Source organism: Alistipes intestinihominis, assembly GCF_040095975.1.
GTDB lineage: Bacteria > Bacteroidota > Bacteroidia > Bacteroidales > Rikenellaceae > Alistipes > Alistipes senegalensis.
Window position 1 is genome coordinate 63178 of the sequence record NZ_JBBMFL010000005.1, and the last position, 15965, is coordinate 79142.

Annotated in this window: 15 protein-coding genes; 7 read left to right on the forward strand and 8 right to left on the reverse strand. The window is 62.0% G+C overall.

Features of this window, described 5'->3' with window-relative positions:
• Nucleotide 1: 1 nt before the first annotated feature.
• The 6 genes from WMO46_RS05885 (at nt 2) to WMO46_RS05910 (ending at nt 6298) form a co-directional block, all read left to right on the forward strand.
• A complete protein-coding gene (locus WMO46_RS05885) occupies nt 2-1390 on the forward strand; it encodes a sulfatase family protein (RefSeq protein WP_302589559.1) in 1389 nt (462 codons plus the stop codon).
• Complete coding sequence (locus WMO46_RS05890; protein ID WP_302589561.1) at nt 1387-2532, forward strand: aldose epimerase family protein; 1146 nt, start codon at nt 1387-1389, stop codon at nt 2530-2532. The genes WMO46_RS05885 and WMO46_RS05890 overlap by 4 nt, the downstream gene beginning before the upstream one ends.
• 27 nt (nt 2533-2559) lie before the next feature.
• A complete protein-coding gene (locus WMO46_RS05895) occupies nt 2560-4383 on the forward strand; it encodes a hypothetical protein (RefSeq protein ID WP_349093999.1) in 1824 nt (607 codons plus the stop codon).
• A gap of 147 nt (nt 4384-4530) precedes the next feature.
• On the forward strand, nt 4531-5367 hold the full coding sequence (panC, locus tag WMO46_RS05900) for a pantoate--beta-alanine ligase (RefSeq protein ID WP_019149714.1): 837 nt from the start codon (nt 4531-4533) through the stop codon (nt 5365-5367).
• Nucleotides 5367-5726: an aspartate 1-decarboxylase gene (gene panD, locus WMO46_RS05905; protein WP_019149713.1), complete on the forward strand. Its 360-nt coding sequence runs from the start codon at nt 5367-5369 to the stop codon at nt 5724-5726. Before panC ends, panD begins: the two co-directional genes overlap by 1 nt.
• A 59-nt stretch (nt 5727-5785) precedes the next feature.
• Entirely contained in the window at nt 5786-6298 is a 513-nt protein-coding gene (locus tag WMO46_RS05910) for a DUF456 domain-containing protein (protein ID WP_349094000.1), read from the forward strand.
• A 123-nt stretch (nt 6299-6421) separates the two neighbouring features.
• Here the strand turns inward: WMO46_RS05910 and ahcY are convergent, their stop codons facing one another.
• The 8 genes from ahcY to WMO46_RS05950 all read right to left on the reverse strand — a co-directional run bounded on the left by ahcY (nt 6422) and on the right by WMO46_RS05950 (nt 14566).
• Nucleotides 6422-7831: an adenosylhomocysteinase gene (gene ahcY / locus WMO46_RS05915; RefSeq protein ID WP_349094001.1), complete on the reverse strand. Its 1410-nt coding sequence runs from the start codon at nt 7829-7831 to the stop codon at nt 6422-6424.
• A 4-nt stretch (nt 7832-7835) separates the two neighbouring features.
• Entirely contained in the window at nt 7836-8201 is a 366-nt protein-coding gene (locus tag WMO46_RS05920) for a riboflavin kinase (protein ID WP_129650516.1), read from the reverse strand.
• Nucleotides 8201-9307: an AI-2E family transporter gene (locus WMO46_RS05925; RefSeq protein ID WP_196016548.1), complete on the reverse strand. Its 1107-nt coding sequence runs from the start codon at nt 9305-9307 to the stop codon at nt 8201-8203. Before WMO46_RS05925 ends, WMO46_RS05920 begins: the two co-directional genes overlap by 1 nt.
• A 4-nt stretch (nt 9308-9311) precedes the next feature.
• The gene (locus tag WMO46_RS05930) at nt 9312-9995 is read right to left on the reverse strand and encodes a phosphatidylserine decarboxylase family protein (RefSeq protein ID WP_019149707.1); all 684 of its coding nucleotides are present in this window, start codon (nt 9993-9995) and stop codon (nt 9312-9314) included.
• 18 nt (nt 9996-10013) lie between these two features.
• Nucleotides 10014-10862 carry a phosphatidate cytidylyltransferase gene (locus tag WMO46_RS05935; protein ID WP_349094002.1) on the reverse strand — a complete coding sequence of 283 codons (849 nt, stop codon included), beginning with the start codon at nt 10860-10862 and terminating at the stop codon, nt 10014-10016.
• A gap of 33 nt (nt 10863-10895) precedes the next feature.
• Nucleotides 10896-12986, reverse strand: a complete 2091-nt coding sequence (gene ftsH, locus WMO46_RS05940; RefSeq protein ID WP_278966424.1) for an ATP-dependent zinc metalloprotease FtsH — start codon at nt 12984-12986, stop codon at nt 10896-10898.
• Nucleotides 12987-12995: 9 nt separating this feature from the next.
• Nucleotides 12996-13346: a ribosome silencing factor gene (gene rsfS / locus WMO46_RS05945; protein WP_019149704.1), complete on the reverse strand. Its 351-nt coding sequence runs from the start codon at nt 13344-13346 to the stop codon at nt 12996-12998.
• Between the two features lie 320 nt (nt 13347-13666).
• Complete coding sequence (locus WMO46_RS05950) at nt 13667-14566, reverse strand: hydrogen peroxide-inducible genes activator (RefSeq protein WP_019149703.1); 900 nt, start codon at nt 14564-14566, stop codon at nt 13667-13669.
• 207 nt (nt 14567-14773) lie between these two features.
• Between WMO46_RS05950 and trpS the strand changes: the two genes are divergently transcribed.
• The gene (gene trpS, locus WMO46_RS05955) at nt 14774-15904 is read left to right on the forward strand and encodes a tryptophan--tRNA ligase (protein ID WP_195496662.1); all 1131 of its coding nucleotides are present in this window, start codon (nt 14774-14776) and stop codon (nt 15902-15904) included.
• Nucleotides 15905-15965 lie beyond the last annotated feature (61 nt).

The window sequence follows — 15965 nt, forward strand, 5'->3', positions numbered from 1 at the left end:
AATGAATCTTCAACGAACACTGATGCTCGGAGGCTTCGCGGCCGCTGCCCTGACCGGGCAGCAGGCCGCAGCCCAGAAGCGGCCCAACATGGTCGTCATCCTCGCCGACGATTGCAGCTGGTATGACATCGGCTGCTACGGCGCGGTCAACAACCGCACGCCGCACATCGACTCGCTGGCCCGCGCAGGCATGCGCTTCACGAACACCTGGAACTCCGTATCGACGAGCGTGCCCACACGCCACTGCCTCTATACGGGCATGTACCCGATCCGCAACGGCGGGCACTACAACCTCAGCGCGATCCGCGAAGGGGTCGAGACCATGCCCGTACGCCTTGCGCGGCTCGGCTACCGGGTGGGGCTGGCGGGGAAATGGCACATCCACCCGAAAGAAGCCTTCCCGTTCGAACGGGTCCCCGGATTCGCGGTCAACTGCCTGACGAAAGACCCTTCGCACACGATGGAGGGGGTCGAGGAGTTCATTTCGCGCGACCGTGAAGAACCCTTCTGCCTGGTGGTGGCCTCGGTCAACCCGCACGTTCCGTGGACGGGCGGCGATCCTTCGAAATTCGACCTCGGGAAACTGGTTCTGCCGCCCCATTTCGTCGATACGCCGCAGACGCGCAAAAGCTATGCGGCCTATCTGGCCGAAATCGACCTGCTCGACCGGGAGGTGGGCGACGTAGTACGGGTACTGCGGGAACGGGAGCTGCTCGACGACACGCTGGTGATCTTCCTCTCGGAACAGGGGACGCAGCTCACGGGCGCCAAGTGGACCAACTGGAACGCCGGGGTGCACGCGGCGATGATCGCCCGCTGGGACGGCCGCATCCGCCCGGGCCGCACGACCGACGCCATCGTGCAGTACGAAGACATCCTGCCGACGCTCGTGGCGCTGGCAGGCGGAAGTCCCGACCGCGAGATGGACGGCCGCAGCATCGCGCCGCTCCTCGAAGGGCGCAGCGACCGCCACCGCAAATATGCCTTCCACCTCCACGACAACTACCCGTCGGGACCTCCCTATCCCATCCGCGCAGCGGGCGACGGCCGCTACCGGCTGATCTGGAACCTGACCCCCGATCAGAGGATGATCGCCAAAAACATGGAAAACGAGCTGTGGCTCAAATCGTGGAAAGCGACCGACACGGAACATGCGAAATTCATCGTCGGACGATGGTATCACCGTCCGGAGTTCGAGTTGTACGACACGGCGGCAGACCCCTGGGAACTGACCAACCTGGCCGGGAAAAAGGAGTATGCCCGCATACAGGCCCGGCTGTTCCGGGCACTGAAGAAATGGATGCGCGAGCAGGGCGATCCGGGCATCGGAGCCGATACAGAACAAAACAAACCGGCGAACCGCCCCGCACAAAAAACCGTTCAGCCATGAAACGAATCATCCTTGCGGCCGTTTGCGGCGCGACGGCGGTCCTGACCGCCTGCACCGCAGGCGCGCCCTCCGTGGAAACCGCCCCGTTCGGACGGCTCTCGTCCGGCGAGGAGGTCACCCTCTACCGGCTCCGTAGCGGCAACGGCGCCTCGATGGAGGTCATCGACTACGGCTGCCGCGTGGTACGGATCTGCGTTCCCGACCGCAACGGCGTAATCGCCGACATCGTGCCGGGATACGACGACATCCGCGACTTCGAGACCGGAAGCGAACGCTTCTTCGGGGCCCTGATCGGCCGCTACGGCAACCGCATCGCCAATGCCTCGTTCCCGCTCGACGGCGACACCGTGCGGCTCACCGCCAACGAGTGTCTGGCCGGATGTCCGGGCCACCTGCACGGCGGAACGAAGGGATTCGACCGCGTGATGTGGCAGGCCGAGCCGCTCGTGGAGGCGGACCGTGCGGGCGTACGCTTCACGCGCCTGAGCCCCGACGGCGAAGAAGGCTATCCGGGCAACCTCGCCTGCACGGTCACCTACTGGTTCACGAAGGACAATGTCTGGCGGGCCGAATACGAGGCCGCGACCGACCGTCCGACGATCGTCAACCTCTCGAACCACACCTATTTCAACCTCAAAGGCGTGGACGACGGCGGCTACGTGATGGATCACGTGATGCAGGTCGAGGCGGACCGCTACCTGCCCAACGACGCGCGCTTCGTGCCGCTGGGGCCGTCGGAACCCGTGGAGGGCACGCCCTTCGACCTGCGTGAGCCTCACCGCGTGGATTATGCCATCGACACCCCCAACGAACACCTGCGCACGATGCGCGGATTTTCGGTCTGCTGGATGCTCCGCAGCCAGACGGGCGAACTGGCCCGGGCCGCCGATCTCTGGGAGCCGCGCAGCGGCCGCGGGATCGAACTCTGGACCACGGAACCCGGCCTGCTGACCTACACCGGGCGGCTCTTCTCCCCGAAGGTCGTGGGCAAGGGCGGCCGGGCGGTCGAGAAGTTCGGCGGCATGCTGCTCGAAACACTCCGCTATCCCGACTCGCCGAACCACCCCGAATACCCGTCGGCCGTGCTCCGTCCCGGCGAAACCTATCATTCAACCACCGAGTTCCGGTTCTATGCCAGATAGCTCCGGACCCTCAATGAACCGAACGCCATGAAACAAACCATCACGAAATTCGCCCTGGCGGCGCTCAGCCTCGGCATCCTGGCCTGCAATGACCCGGACAACGCACCCGGACCGAACCGGGGAGGGGCCTCCGAATCGCAGGAACTGACCCTGACGCCCATCGGGCGGCTGAACCAGGGCGCGGACAAAATCAATTCCCACGCCGACATCACCGCACGGTCGTCGGTCAAGATGAACTACCGCAGCTACGTCAACCTCGGCCAAAGCGTCACGGGCAACGACAACCCGAACTACGCCCGCGTCAAAAAGCTGTCCGACGGTTCCTACATCCTGTTCAACCATTACGGCGGTCAGGGGAACGCGAACGGCTTCGACATCTATTATGCCACGAGTCCCGATCTGGAAAACTGGACCGGCCGGGGGCTGTTTCTCGAACGCTACGTCATCACCAATTCGCGCGGCAAGCAGGACAAGCGGGTCTTCACCAACCCCAATGCCCTCGTGCTGGCGAACGGCGACCTCGTGGCCTTCGCCTCCTACCGGGCCAACATGAGCGTCAAGTACGAAGAGTGCCAATACGACCACGGCATCGTCATGCTCCGCAGCACGGACAACGGCAGGACGTGGAGCGCCCCGCAGGAGATCTACCACGGCCTGAACTGGGAGCCGCACATGATCCAGCTCCCCTCGGGCGAACTGCAATGCTATTTCTCGGAGAGCCGGCAGTGGATTTCCGGCGGACACTCCGGCACCGCCATGATCGTATCGACGGACAACGGCGCGACCTGGAGCCCGGGGCTCGACCAAACCCCTTACCGGGTCATCCGCCAGCACTGGTACAACAGCGACAAGGACGCCACCCTCTACACCGACCAGATGCCGGTGGTCGTGCGCCTCAACGACGGCGACAGACTGGCCGCTGCGGTGGAGTCGTCCGTGAGCTGCGTCAACGGGAACACCTCCTACGCCATTTCGTTCGCCTATTCCGACAGCGAAGGGCAATGGCCCCGCCTCGAAGGGGACGAAACGGGCCCCGCCGACCGTCAGAACCACCTGTTCAACGGCGCGGGACCTTTCCTCGTGCAGTTTCCGTCGGGCGAAACCCTCGTGTCCTACGGACTTTCGAGCCATCTGAACATGCGTCTCGGCGACGCCGAGGCACGCACGTTCGGCGAACCGTTCGTCGCGCTGCCGGGCAGAGGCTCGTGGGGCTGCATGGAGCTGAACGGCAGCCACGAGGTGATCGCGGCGATGCGCAACAGCGAAAAGTCAGGCGACATCACGATCGCGCTGGCCCGTTTCGAACTCAACCACCGCATCACGGCGACCCGCCGCACGGTCAATATCGACGGCGACAACGCCGAGTGGGCGGCGACCGACGACGCGCTGTTCGTCGGAGAAAAGTCGCAGGCGCAAGCCACGCTCCGCTGCTCGTGCGACGACAGGAACGTCTATTTCCTCGTGGAGGTGCTCGACGAAGCCATCTCGCGCGACGACTACGTGAACATCCTGCTATCGCCCGCCAACGAAGGGAACAAACTCACCTCCGCGGCCCGGCGCATCAAGGTCTCGCACAGCGGACTGAAAAGCACGGATGTCTATGCCGGCGGCTGGCGCGAGACCGACATGGGCGTCACGGTGCAGGCCGCCTACGACGGCACGATCTCGGACAACGGCGACACGGACAACGGCTATCTGGTCGAGGTCGCCGTGCCGCGTTCGCAACTGGACCTCGCATCGGGGGAGATTCTCGTGAATCTCGTGCTGTTCGACAGCCAGGGCGGCGAGGACGCCATCAGCCCCACGTCATCGCGCAGCATCGCAGGCTGGGTGCCCGTTGCGGGACTGTAAAGACAACTGCGGGACAAAGGCGGCGCAGAACGGAAATCGTTCTGCGCCGCCGCCCTTTCGGAACGCCGCCGAACTATTTTTTACGATTTTCCTTCGTTATGTCTGAGGGAATTTCTACCTTTGCCCCGCAACTCGTTTCAAAAAGAGATGAAAGTATTTACAAGCGTCAAGGAGCTTCGCGCCGAGTTGGACCGGACGGAGCAATCGGGCATCGGATTCGTTCCCACGATGGGCGCCCTGCATGCGGGGCACCGTTCGCTCGTCGAGCACGCGCGGAAGGAGAACGCCACAGTCGTCGTGAGCGTCTTCGTGAATCCCACGCAGTTCAACGACAAGAACGACCTCCGTCACTACCCCCGCACCCCGGAGGCGGACCGGAAACTCCTGGAGGAGGCCGGCGCGGACCTCGTGCTGATGCCCTCGGTCGAGGAGATCTACCCCGAGGAGGACACCCGGGTCTTCGACTTCGGGCAGATCGACAAGGTGATGGAGGGCGCGACGCGTCCCGGCCATTTCAACGGCGTGGCGCAGGTCGTCAGCCGCCTGTTCGACATCGTGCGTCCGGCGCGCGCCTATTTCGGGGAAAAGGATTTCCAGCAGATCGCCGTCATCAAGGCGATGGTGGCCCAGCTGCGGCTGCCGGTCGAGATCGTGGAGTGCCCGATCGTCCGCGGCGACGACGGGCTGGCGCTCTCCTCGCGCAATCAGCTGCTCGACGCCCCGCACCGCGCCGCCGCACCGCACATCTACGCCGTGCTGCGCCGTGCCGCGGAGAAATCGCACGAACTGACGCCCGCCGGACTGAAAGCGTGGGTGACGGCCGAGGTGGAGAGCGATCCGCGGCTCAAAGTGATCTACTACCAGTCGGTCGATGCGCTGACGATGCAGGAGGTGCCGGCATGGGACGCCTCGGAACGCATTCAGGGCTGTATCGCCGTACAGGCGGGAGACATCCGTTTAATCGACAATATCCGAATCCGATAATGAAATTCCAGATTGAAGTCATCAAATCGAAGATCCACCGCGTAACGGTCACGCAGGCCGACCTGAACTACGTGGGGAGCATCACCATCGACGAGGCGCTCATGGAAGCCGCCAACATGATCGAAGGCGAGAAGGTCCAGATTATGGACATCAATAACGGAGAGCGTTTCGAGACCTACATCATCAAGGGCGAACGCGGCAGCGGCTGCATCTGCCTGAACGGCGCCGCAGCGCGCAAGGTACAGGTCGGCGATGTCATCATCATCGCCTCCTATGCGCTGATGGATTTCGAGGAGGCCAAGCAATTCCGGCCGTGGATCGTATTCCCCGACACGGCGACCAACCGGCTCGTCGAATAACGCCGCAGGCCGGCAGGCCCGGCCGCGGAAAAGCATGAAATCACCCGAAGCCTCTTCCGATGGACATCACGCTCTCCCTGCTCGCTTTCGCACTCTCGATACTGGGCATCATCGGTTGTATCGTGCCCGCCCTGCCGGGCGTGGTGCTGAGCTACGCGGGGCTTCTTTGCGCCTATTTCACCTCCTATTCCCAGATGAGCGCCTCGGCGCTGTGGCTGTGGCTCGGGGTGACCGTCGCCGTGAGCGTCGCCGACTATTTTCTCCCGGCGTGGATGACGCGCTGCTTCGGCGGTTCGCGCGCGGGCGCCATCGGCGCCACGGTGGGCGTCTTCGCAGGGTTCTTCCTTTTCCCGCCCGTGGGCATCTTTCTCGGTCCCTTTCTGGGCGCCGTGCTGGGCGAACTGCTCAACGACCGCAGCGACGTGCCGAAAGCCTTTCTGATAGGGTTCGGTTCGTTCCTCTCGTTCATCGTCGGCACGGGGATCAAGATCGCCGCCTCGGCGGGCATGCTGATCCACGTCGCGGCCGACACATGGCCCGCGCTGAGAGGCTGGTTCGCAGTGACCTTCTGAAAACAAAGAGGCGGCCCGACAAGAGCGCTTTCAACGATTTCACCCCTGTCGGAGCAAGCTCCGGCAGGGGTGATTTTCAATTCCGGGGACTTGAGAGTCCCTTTTCCCTACTCCGTAACGCCGTCAATAGCGGTAGTGCTCGGCCTTGTAGGGTCCCTCTTCGGGAACGCCGATGTAGGCGGCCTGCTTGGGAGTCAGGTGTGTCAGTTCGACGCCCAGATTGTCCAGATGCAGGCGTGCGACCTCCTCGTCGAGGTGCTTCGGCAGGCGGTAGACCCCCACTTCGAGATGCTTCTCCCACAACTCCATCTGCGCGAGGCACTGGTTGGTGAAGGAGTTCGACATCACGAACGAAGGGTGTCCCGTGGCGCATCCGAGGTTCACCAGACGCCCTTCCGCCAGAATGAAGATCGAATGTCCGTCGGGGAAGGTGAACTTATCGACCTGCGGCTTGATGTTCAGTTTCACGGCAGCCGATTTTTCGAGGCGCGCCATCTGAATCTCGTTGTCGAAATGGCCGATGTTGCAGACGATGGCCTGATCGCGCATCTTCTCCATGTGTTCCAGCGTGATGATGTCGCAGTTGCCGGTACAGGTGACGTAGATGTTGCCCTCGGCGAGCGCGCTCCCCACGGTCTTCACCTCGAAGCCCTCCATCGCAGCCTGCAAGGCGCAGATGGGGTCGATCTCCGTGACGATCACCCGGGCACCGTAGGAACGCATCGAGCGGGCGCATCCCTTGCCCACGTCGCCGTAACCGCACACGACGACCACCTTGCCGGCGATCATCACGTCCGTAGCGCGCTTGATGCCGTCGGCCAGCGACTCGCGGCAGCCGTAGAGGTTGTCGAACTTCGACTTGGTGCACGAATCGTTGACGTTGATGGCCGGAACGAGCAGCTCGCCGGCCTCCTGCATCTGGTAGAGGCGGTGTACGCCCGTGGTGGTCTCCTCGCTCACGCCCTTCCACTCGGCGACCGTGCGGTGCCATTTTTCGGGCTCCTCGGCCAAAATCCGCTTCAGCGTGTCGAGAATCACCTCCTCCTCGTAGGACGAAGGCTCGTAGTCGAGCGTCGAGGCGTCGTTTTCGGCCTTATAGCCCTTGTGAATCAGCAGCGTGGCGTCGCCGCCGTCGTCCACGATCAGCTGCGGCCCCTTGCCGCCGGGGAACGAGAGCGCCATGGCGGTGCACCACCAGTACTCGGGCAGCGTCTCGCCCTTCCACGCGAAGACCGGAACGCCCGCGGCGGCGATGGCCGCGGCGGCATGGTCCTGCGTCGAGAAGATGTTGCACGAGCACCAGCGCACGTCAGCGCCCAGCTCCACGAGGGTTTCGATCAGCACGGCGGTCTGGATGGTCATGTGCAGCGATCCCATCACGCGCACGCCCTTCAGCGGCTTCCGGGGCCCGTATTTGCGGCGCACGGCCATCAGTCCCGGCATTTCGTGCTCGGAGATCTCGATCTCCTTGCGGCCCCACTCGGCCAGCGACATATCGGCGACCTTGTAGGGAAGTGTCAAATCCAAATACATATTCCTATCTGTTTCTTAAAATATATTCCTTGTCCCGGGCGATCTGCTCCCGAAGCTCCTCCACCGTGGCGAACTTGCGTTCGTCGCGGATTTTTTCGAGCAGCTCGACGCGCAGCGGACGGCCGTACAGCTCGCCCCCGAAATCGAAAATATGGGTCTCCAGACGCCGTTCGACGCCTCCGACCGAGGGGTTGCGCCCCAAGTTCGACATCGCATCGTAAGTCCGTCCCCCGACCTCGGCCCGCGAACGGTAGACCCCGTCGTCGGCCGCGACCGTCTCCGGAACGGCCAGGTTGGCCGTCGGAAAACCCAACTCACGCCCCAACCGGCGTCCGTGCTCCACAACGCCCTCGATCAGAATCCGTTCCATCAGATTTTTTCAGTCAGTTTGCGCACCAGCCGGAACTGCGAGAAGAACTCCTTGGCAAAGACGCGGATCACCGTGTAGGACGGGATGGCCAGCAGCATGCCCAGAATCCCCGCCAGCGACCCGGCGATGAGGATCACGAGGAAAATCTCCAGCGGATGAGCCTTCACCCGCGCCGAATAGAGCGCCGGCTGGAGGATGAAATCGTCCATCCCCTTGATAATCAACAGCGACCCGACGATAATGAAGACCGTATGTCCCACGCCCATCCCCTCGATCGGCGAAACGATGCCCACGAAGACCGAGACGATGCCGCCGATCAGCGGCCCGGCATAGGGAACGACGTTCATCACCCCCATGATGAGGCCGATGAACGCAGCGTCGGCGGCCTTCATCCCGAAAGCCATCATCACCAGCGACACGGCGACCGTCAGCAACAGGCTCTCCGAGAGGATGCCCGTGAAATAGCGCGCCAGCAGCACCGTCACCGAATCCAGCGCCCGGGTGATGTTGTCGTGGTAGTGTTCCGGGAAGACCGCCGTGACCATCGCATAGAAGAGCCCCTCCTCCTTGAGGAAGAAGAAGGTGATGAATGAAATGGAGAAGACGGCGATCACCGACGACAGGACCACGTTGATGACCGACGAGAAGATCGTATTGAGCGAATTGATGTCGATGACCTGTTTGAGGGCCGAGGTCAGTTCATCCGAGAGCGAGAAGGTGCTTTCGGGCAGCGAAAAGAGCACCTGCAAATCGTGCTGCATCCGGGCGATGGGTTCGCCGATCCTCCCCACGACCGCGGCGAAATCGACATGGGCGAACTGGTTGATCTTGTTGAAGACCAGCGGCACGAACAGCGAGCACAACGTGGCCACCACCACCCAGATCACCGCGAGGGTCGCCAGCGCGGCCAGCCAGCGCGGCACCTGCCACCCTCTGAAATGCACGCCCGCAAGACGTTTGACCAACGGGCGCCCCATGACGGCCAGCACGGCCGAAACGAGGATGTAGACGACGATCGACGAGAAATACCAGACCAGAAAGAGCACGACCGCGGCGATTGCCGCGCCCGCGATGAACCGCAGGAAGGTCTGGGGCGTCGCCTTCATCGTCCTATGCGTTTTCTATGTTCTTGCGCAGCCGGGCGATCGGGGTCTGCGACCCCACGGTGGGATCGCCGATCTCCACCAGCAGTTCGCTGTCCTTCGGCACGAGCACATCGACGCGCGACCCGAACTTGATGAATCCGCAGACGCTGTTCTGCTCGACCTGATGGCCGACGGTCATGTACGAGATGATGCGCCGGGCGATCAGCCCCGCGATCTGGCGGAAGAGCACCTTTTGGCCCGAGGGCATCCGCACCACGGTGGTCGTGCGTTCGTTCTCGGTCGAGGACTTGGGGTGCCACGCCACCAGGAAACGCCCCGGATGGTATTTGAAATACTCCACCTCGCCGCCCACGGGAACCCAGTTCATGTGGACGTTGGTGATGGACATGAAGATCGAGATCTGCAACATCTCCTCTTTGAGGTATTCGTTCTCCGACACGACCTCCGTCACGACCACGCGGCCGTCGCAGGGGGCGAAGACCAGGTCGGCATCGTGGATGCGCACCCGGCGGGGCTCGCGGAAGAACGCCACGATGAAGAACCAGAACAGCAACAGCACGACGGCGCTGAACCACAGCAGCGAGATGTTCGCGTCGTGGACCAGCAGATGATAGAACAGCCACCACAGGAGCAGGCAGATAACTCCCGAAACGCCGATGATCTTATATCCTTCCTTATTGATTCTCATAAACGTTAAGGTTTGCAGTTACATCACAAAAAGCATATAGACGAAGACGAACGGCGCCGACAGCAGCATGGCGTCGAAACGGTCCAGCACTCCGCCGTGGCCGGGGATCAGCGCCCCGGAATCCTTCACGTCCGCGGCGCGCTTGAACATCGACTCCACCAGATCGCCCAGCACGCCCGAGACCGCCGCGACCAGCGCCAGCCCGGCCCACGCCACGTAGCCGCCGTCCAGCACCCGGGCTGCGACCAGCCCCATGACGACGGCCCCGGCGACGCCGCCGAAGAATCCCTCCCACGACTTTTTGGGCGAGAGGCGTTCGAACAGCCGGTGACGGCCGACCGACATGCCCACCAGATAGGCGAAAACGTCGTTGCACCAGATGATGAAGATGTAGAAAAGCATCACCCAAGGGTTCCAGACATCGCTGCCGATCATCGGGATATAGCACATCACCGAAAACGGCAGGGCCACGTAGACCACGCCCATCAGGGTCGTGCCGATATCGGCGGCGGGATTCCCCTGCCGGCGGTAGAGTTCGCAGATGAACATGGCGGGCAGCGACAGCAGCAGGAAGGCCAGTCCGCAGGCAAAAGCCTGCCGGGCGCTTTCGAGTATCTCGATGTCGTCCGAGACAAAGGCGAAATTGAGGGCGAACAACACCGCCCCGGCCACCAGTCCCACGATCCGCTGGGGATGGCTGCCCTGCTTCTCGGCCAGCGTGTAGAACTCCGACATGCCGACCACGAGCAACGCCATCAGCAGCAGGCCGAAGCTCCACTGCGACCAGATTACGGCCCCGAGCACCACCGCCGCGAGGACTGCCCCGCTCAGCGTGCGCACCCGGAGGTTCTTCATTTTTTCACTCATCTGTTTTCAAGGGTTGTAGAGGGTTCGACGGGGTTATTCGGCTTCGGGTGCAGCGACGGACGGGGCTGCGGGAGCCGCTTCGGGTTTGTCGGGCCCAGCCTCAGGGCCGGCGACCGCGGCAGCCTGCGTCCCGGCCCCGGGTTCCTCCCCGGCGGGAGTGCCGCCCCCGGCCTTGGCTTTCGCCTCGGCCTCCTTGCGCTCGCGCTCGATGTCCTTCTTGCGCTTGCCGAAGATGCGCTCGACATCCTCGGTGAAGACCACCTCGCGGGAGAGCAGCAGCTCGGCCAGCTCTTTCAGGCCGTCGGCGTGCTCGCGCAACACCTGCTCGGCCATCTTATAGGCTTGCTCGATCACCCGTTTGGCCTCGGTGTCGATCTGCTGGGCCGTCTGCTCCGAATAAGGCTTGGTGAAAGCCATGTCGCTCTGGCCCGTGGAATCGTAGTAGGAGAGCGTGCCGACGTTCTCGCTCATGCCGTAATAGGCCACCATAGCGTAAGCCTGCTTGGTGACGCGCTCCAGATCGTTCAGGGCGCCCGTCGAAACCTGCCCGAAGGTCAGCTGCTCCGACACGCGGCCGCCGAGCGTGGCGGCCAATTCGTCCATCATCTGCTCGCGCGTGGTGATCTGACGCTCCTCGGGCAGATACCAGGCGGCGCCCAGCGCCTTGCCGCGCGGGATGATCGTCACCTTGATCAGCGGGCTGGCGTTTTCGAGAATCCAGCTCACCGTGGCGTGTCCGGCCTCGTGGAAGGCGATCACGCGCTTCTCCTCGTCGGTGATGATCTTGTTCTTGCGCTCCAGACCGCCCACGATCCGGTCGATGGCGGCGAGGAAGTCCTCTTTCGAGATGAATTTCTTGTTGTGGCGGGCGGCGATCAGCGCAGCCTCATTGCAGACGTTGGCGATGTCGGCGCCCGAGAAACCCGGCGTCTGACGCGCCAGGAACGAACGGTCGAGCTGCGGATCGAGTTTCAGCGGACGCAGGTGGACGTTGAAAATCTCCTCGCGCTCCTTCACGTCGGGCAGCCCCACTTCGATCTGACGGTCGAAACGCCCGGCGCGCATCAGCGCCTTGTCGAGGATGTCGGCGCGGTTCGTGGCCGCGAGGACGATCACGCCCGTATTGGTCTGGAAACCGTCCATCTCCGTCAGCAGCTGGTTCAGCGTATTTTCACGCTCGTCGTTGCCCGAGAATCCGGCGTTCTTGCCGCGGGCCCGGCCGATGGCGTCGATCTCGTCGATGAAGACGATGCACGGAGCCTTCTGCTTGGCCTGCTCGAAGAGGTCGCGGACACGCGAGGCGCCCACGCCGACGAACATCTCCACGAAATCCGAACCCGAAATCGAGAGGAACGGCACGTTGGCCTCGCCCGCGACGGCCTTGGCCAGCAGGGTCTTGCCGGTTCCCGGAGGGCCTACCAGCAGCGCGCCCTTCGGAATCTTGGCGCCCAGCTCCTTGTATTTGTCGGCCTTTTTGAGGAAGTCCACGATCTCCATGATCTCGACCTTGGCCTCTTCCAGACCCGCCACGTCCTTGAACGTCACGCGCTTGGCGTTGTCCTTGTCGAAGACCTGCGCCTTGGCCTTGCCCACGTTCATAATGCCCCCGCCGCCTCCGGCGCCGGCGCCGCGCGACATGGAGCGCATGACGAAGAACCACGCCCCGATGATGACCACCCACGGCAGCAGGTTGATCAAAATGCTGGTCCAGTCATTGGCCTTGTTCTCATAGATCACCGGGACCGTCTGCCCCGAGGTCTCCTCGGCGACCTTCAGATCCTCGCGGAACGAATCGACCGACCCGATGGTGAAGATCAGCTGCACACCCGTATCGGGCAGGCGGCGGAAGCGTTTGTCCGTCGAGTCGCTGCGGTATTTTTCGGCGGCGTCCTTTTTCAGGAACACCTGCGCCTGGTCGCGGTTGACGACCTGAATCTTCTCCACGTCGCCTTTCTCGACCATCTCCCGGACGGTGGTCCAGTCGCTGGGCAGGGGCGTGTCGTTGACATCGCCGAAGACGTACCAGCCGATGATGAACGCGCCGATCAGGCCGTAGATCCACAGCATCGAGGGCCGCGGCATGTTCATATTCATTTTATTGTTGTTCTTGCGTTTCTGTGCCATAATGCCTTTCTACTCTTCGTATTCGTACTTCACCATCGGCGCGTCGGCCCACAGCTCCTCGAGCTTGTAGAAACCGCGCAGTTCGGTCTGGAAAATGTGGACCACGACATCCACATAGTCCATGGCGACCCACACGCCGTTCTGCTGGCCTTCGACGCGCCAGACCTTCTCGCCCAGCTTCTCGAGCACCCGTTCCTCGATTCCGTCGGCGATGGCGCACACCTGCGTCGTGGAATCCGCGTTGCAGACGATGAAATGTGAACAAATCGCCCCGTCGAATCCCGAGAGGTCCAACGATACAATATTCTTACCTTTTTTATCTTCAATCGCGCTGACGATCGTTTCGATCAGTTTATCCATAAATATGCAATAGGAGTCTATAACCTTGCAAAGGTACGAAAAGAGAATGAGATTTGAAAGCAACCGCCCAAAAATCGCGCGCCGTGCGGCATATTGCCCGGAGGGGTATTCATTATTTCGCTCTTTTTGTCGGCAGTTTCGTTTTTATCGTCCTATCCGGGCACTCGCCGGTCCGCCCGCCGCAGGGCTTTCCGACGAACAATACATCTCCGCCGGATGGAAAGGCGCGGCAAAAAAAGCGGAGATTTCCGAATAAACGCGGCCTGAAACAACGCGCCCGGCAGAAAAACTGCCGGGCGCGTTGTTATCGGTTGCGGAGGCTATGACTTCGCACCCGGGACATTGGCCAAAATGGTTTCGGTCAGGGCCCGGATGATCGAATTCTTGACGTAGGTGCGGCGCACGGCGACGGCGATCTTACGCGACGTAGCCCCCTTGGCGAGGGTTTTCAGCCGGTCGCGGCGGTCCGCAGGAATGTATTCGAGGGCCATCTCGGGAATGATCGTCAGACACGACGTGCAGTCCACGATGCGCATCAGCGTGTCCAGCGACCCCGATTCGAACGAATAACGCGAAGGCATGTTGCGGCGCGCCTGGCACAGCTCGATGATCTGGTCGCGCATGCAGTTGCCGGGGCTCAGGATCACGAGGTCCTTCAGGTCGATGTCCTCGATGCGGATGTTCTGCCGTTCGTAGAGCGGATTCTCAGGCGACACGTAGGCGTAGAAACGGTCGTTGAAAAGCTCCTGTTCGAGGATGCCCTCCCCGCAGGTGCCGCTGGCCACCAGCGCCGCGTCGATGCGGTCGCGCTTCAACGCATCGACGATGTCCGACGTGATCATCTCGGAGATCTCCAGCTCCACCTTCGGATAGTCGCGCACGAACGCCGGGATGAACTTGTGCAGCAGGTAGGGCGCGATGGTCGGAATGACCCCCAGCCGCAGTTTGCCCGCCGTCTCGCCCTTCAGCTCCGCGACGGCCTCCCGGATGTAATTGTAAGCCTTGATCGTCTCGCGCGCCTGCTCCAGCACCACTTCGCCCGCCTCGGTGGGGATGACGGGCTTTTTCGAGCGGTCGAGCAGCACCACGCCCAGCTCCTCTTCGAGCGACTTGACCTGCATGCTCAGCGAAGGCTGCGTCACGAAGCAATGTTCGGCAGCCAGCGAGAAACTGCCGCAGTTGGCCACGGCCAACAGATATTCGAGTTGGATTATCGTCATAGCAGAAGTCTATTTTACCCTGCGAATATATAAAAAAAATCTATATCGGACAACTTTTTCGCATTGCCGCATAGTTTTTCGTATCTTCGGGGTCGTAACGACCCTTTTAGGAAGTCGGAAAGTTTTGCCGCACCGGATGCAATTCGGTTTTGGCGTCGTCAGTTCTTTTTCGTATCTTCGCCCGCAAAATGTATTTTCTCTAAAAATATGGCAAAAATCATCCTCACCGGCGACCGTCCCACGGGCCGCCTTCATCTGGGTCATTTCGTAGGTTCGCTGCGCCGCCGCGTCGAACTGCAAAACTCGGGAGAATTCGACAAGATATTCATCATGATCGCCGACGCGCAGGCGCTCACCGACAACGCCGACAATCCGGAAAAGGTGCGTCAGAACATCATCGAAGTCGCGCTGGACTACCTCTCGGTGGGCCTCGACCCCGCACAATCGACGCTCTTCATCCAGTCGCAGGTCCCCGAACTGTGCGAGCTGGCGTTCTACTACATGAACCTGGTGACCGTGCAGCGTTTGCAGCGCAACCCGACCGTGAAGGCCGAAATCGCCCTGCGCGGATTCGCCGAGGGCGCCGCCGAGGGCGACACCGCGCAGCGTCAGGGCATCCCCGTCGGATTCTTCACCTACCCCATCTCGCAGGCGTCGGACATCACGGCCTTCAAGGCCACGACCGTCCCCGTCGGCGAGGATCAGGAGCCGATGATCGAGCAGACGCGCGAGATCGTCCACAAGTTCAACGCGGTCTACGGCGAAACGCTCGTCGAACCCGAAATCCTGTTGCCCGATAACGCCGCCTGCCTGCGTCTGCCGGGCACCGACGGCAAGGCCAAGATGTCCAAGTCGCTCAACAACTGCATCTATCTGTCGGACACGGCCGACGAGGTGAAAAAGAAGGTGATGGGCATGTACACCGATCCCGACCACCTGCGCGTGGAGGACCCGGGCAAGGTCGAGGGCAACACGGTCTTCACCTATCTCGACGCCTTCAGCCGTCCCGAACATTTTGCGAAATACCTGCCCGAATACTCCTCTTTGGAGGAGTTGAAAGCGCACTACCGCCGCGGCGGACTGGGCGACGTGAAGGTGAAAAAGCTGCTGATCGCCGTGCTCAACGAAACGCTCGATCCGATCCGCGAACGCCGCCGCTACTACGAGGGCCGCATCGGCGAGGTGTACGAAATCCTGCGCAAAGGCTCGGAAAAAGCCCGCGCAACGGCCGCCGCGACCCTCGCCGAAGTCCGCGCCGCCATGAAGATCGACTACTTCGACGACAAGGAGCTGATCGCCGGCCAGGCCGAACATTTTGCGAATACAGTTAAAAATTAAAGATCCCCATTCCGTCCGTTTTGCCGCACGCCCCGGACCTCAATGAAAATTCTTAATTTTT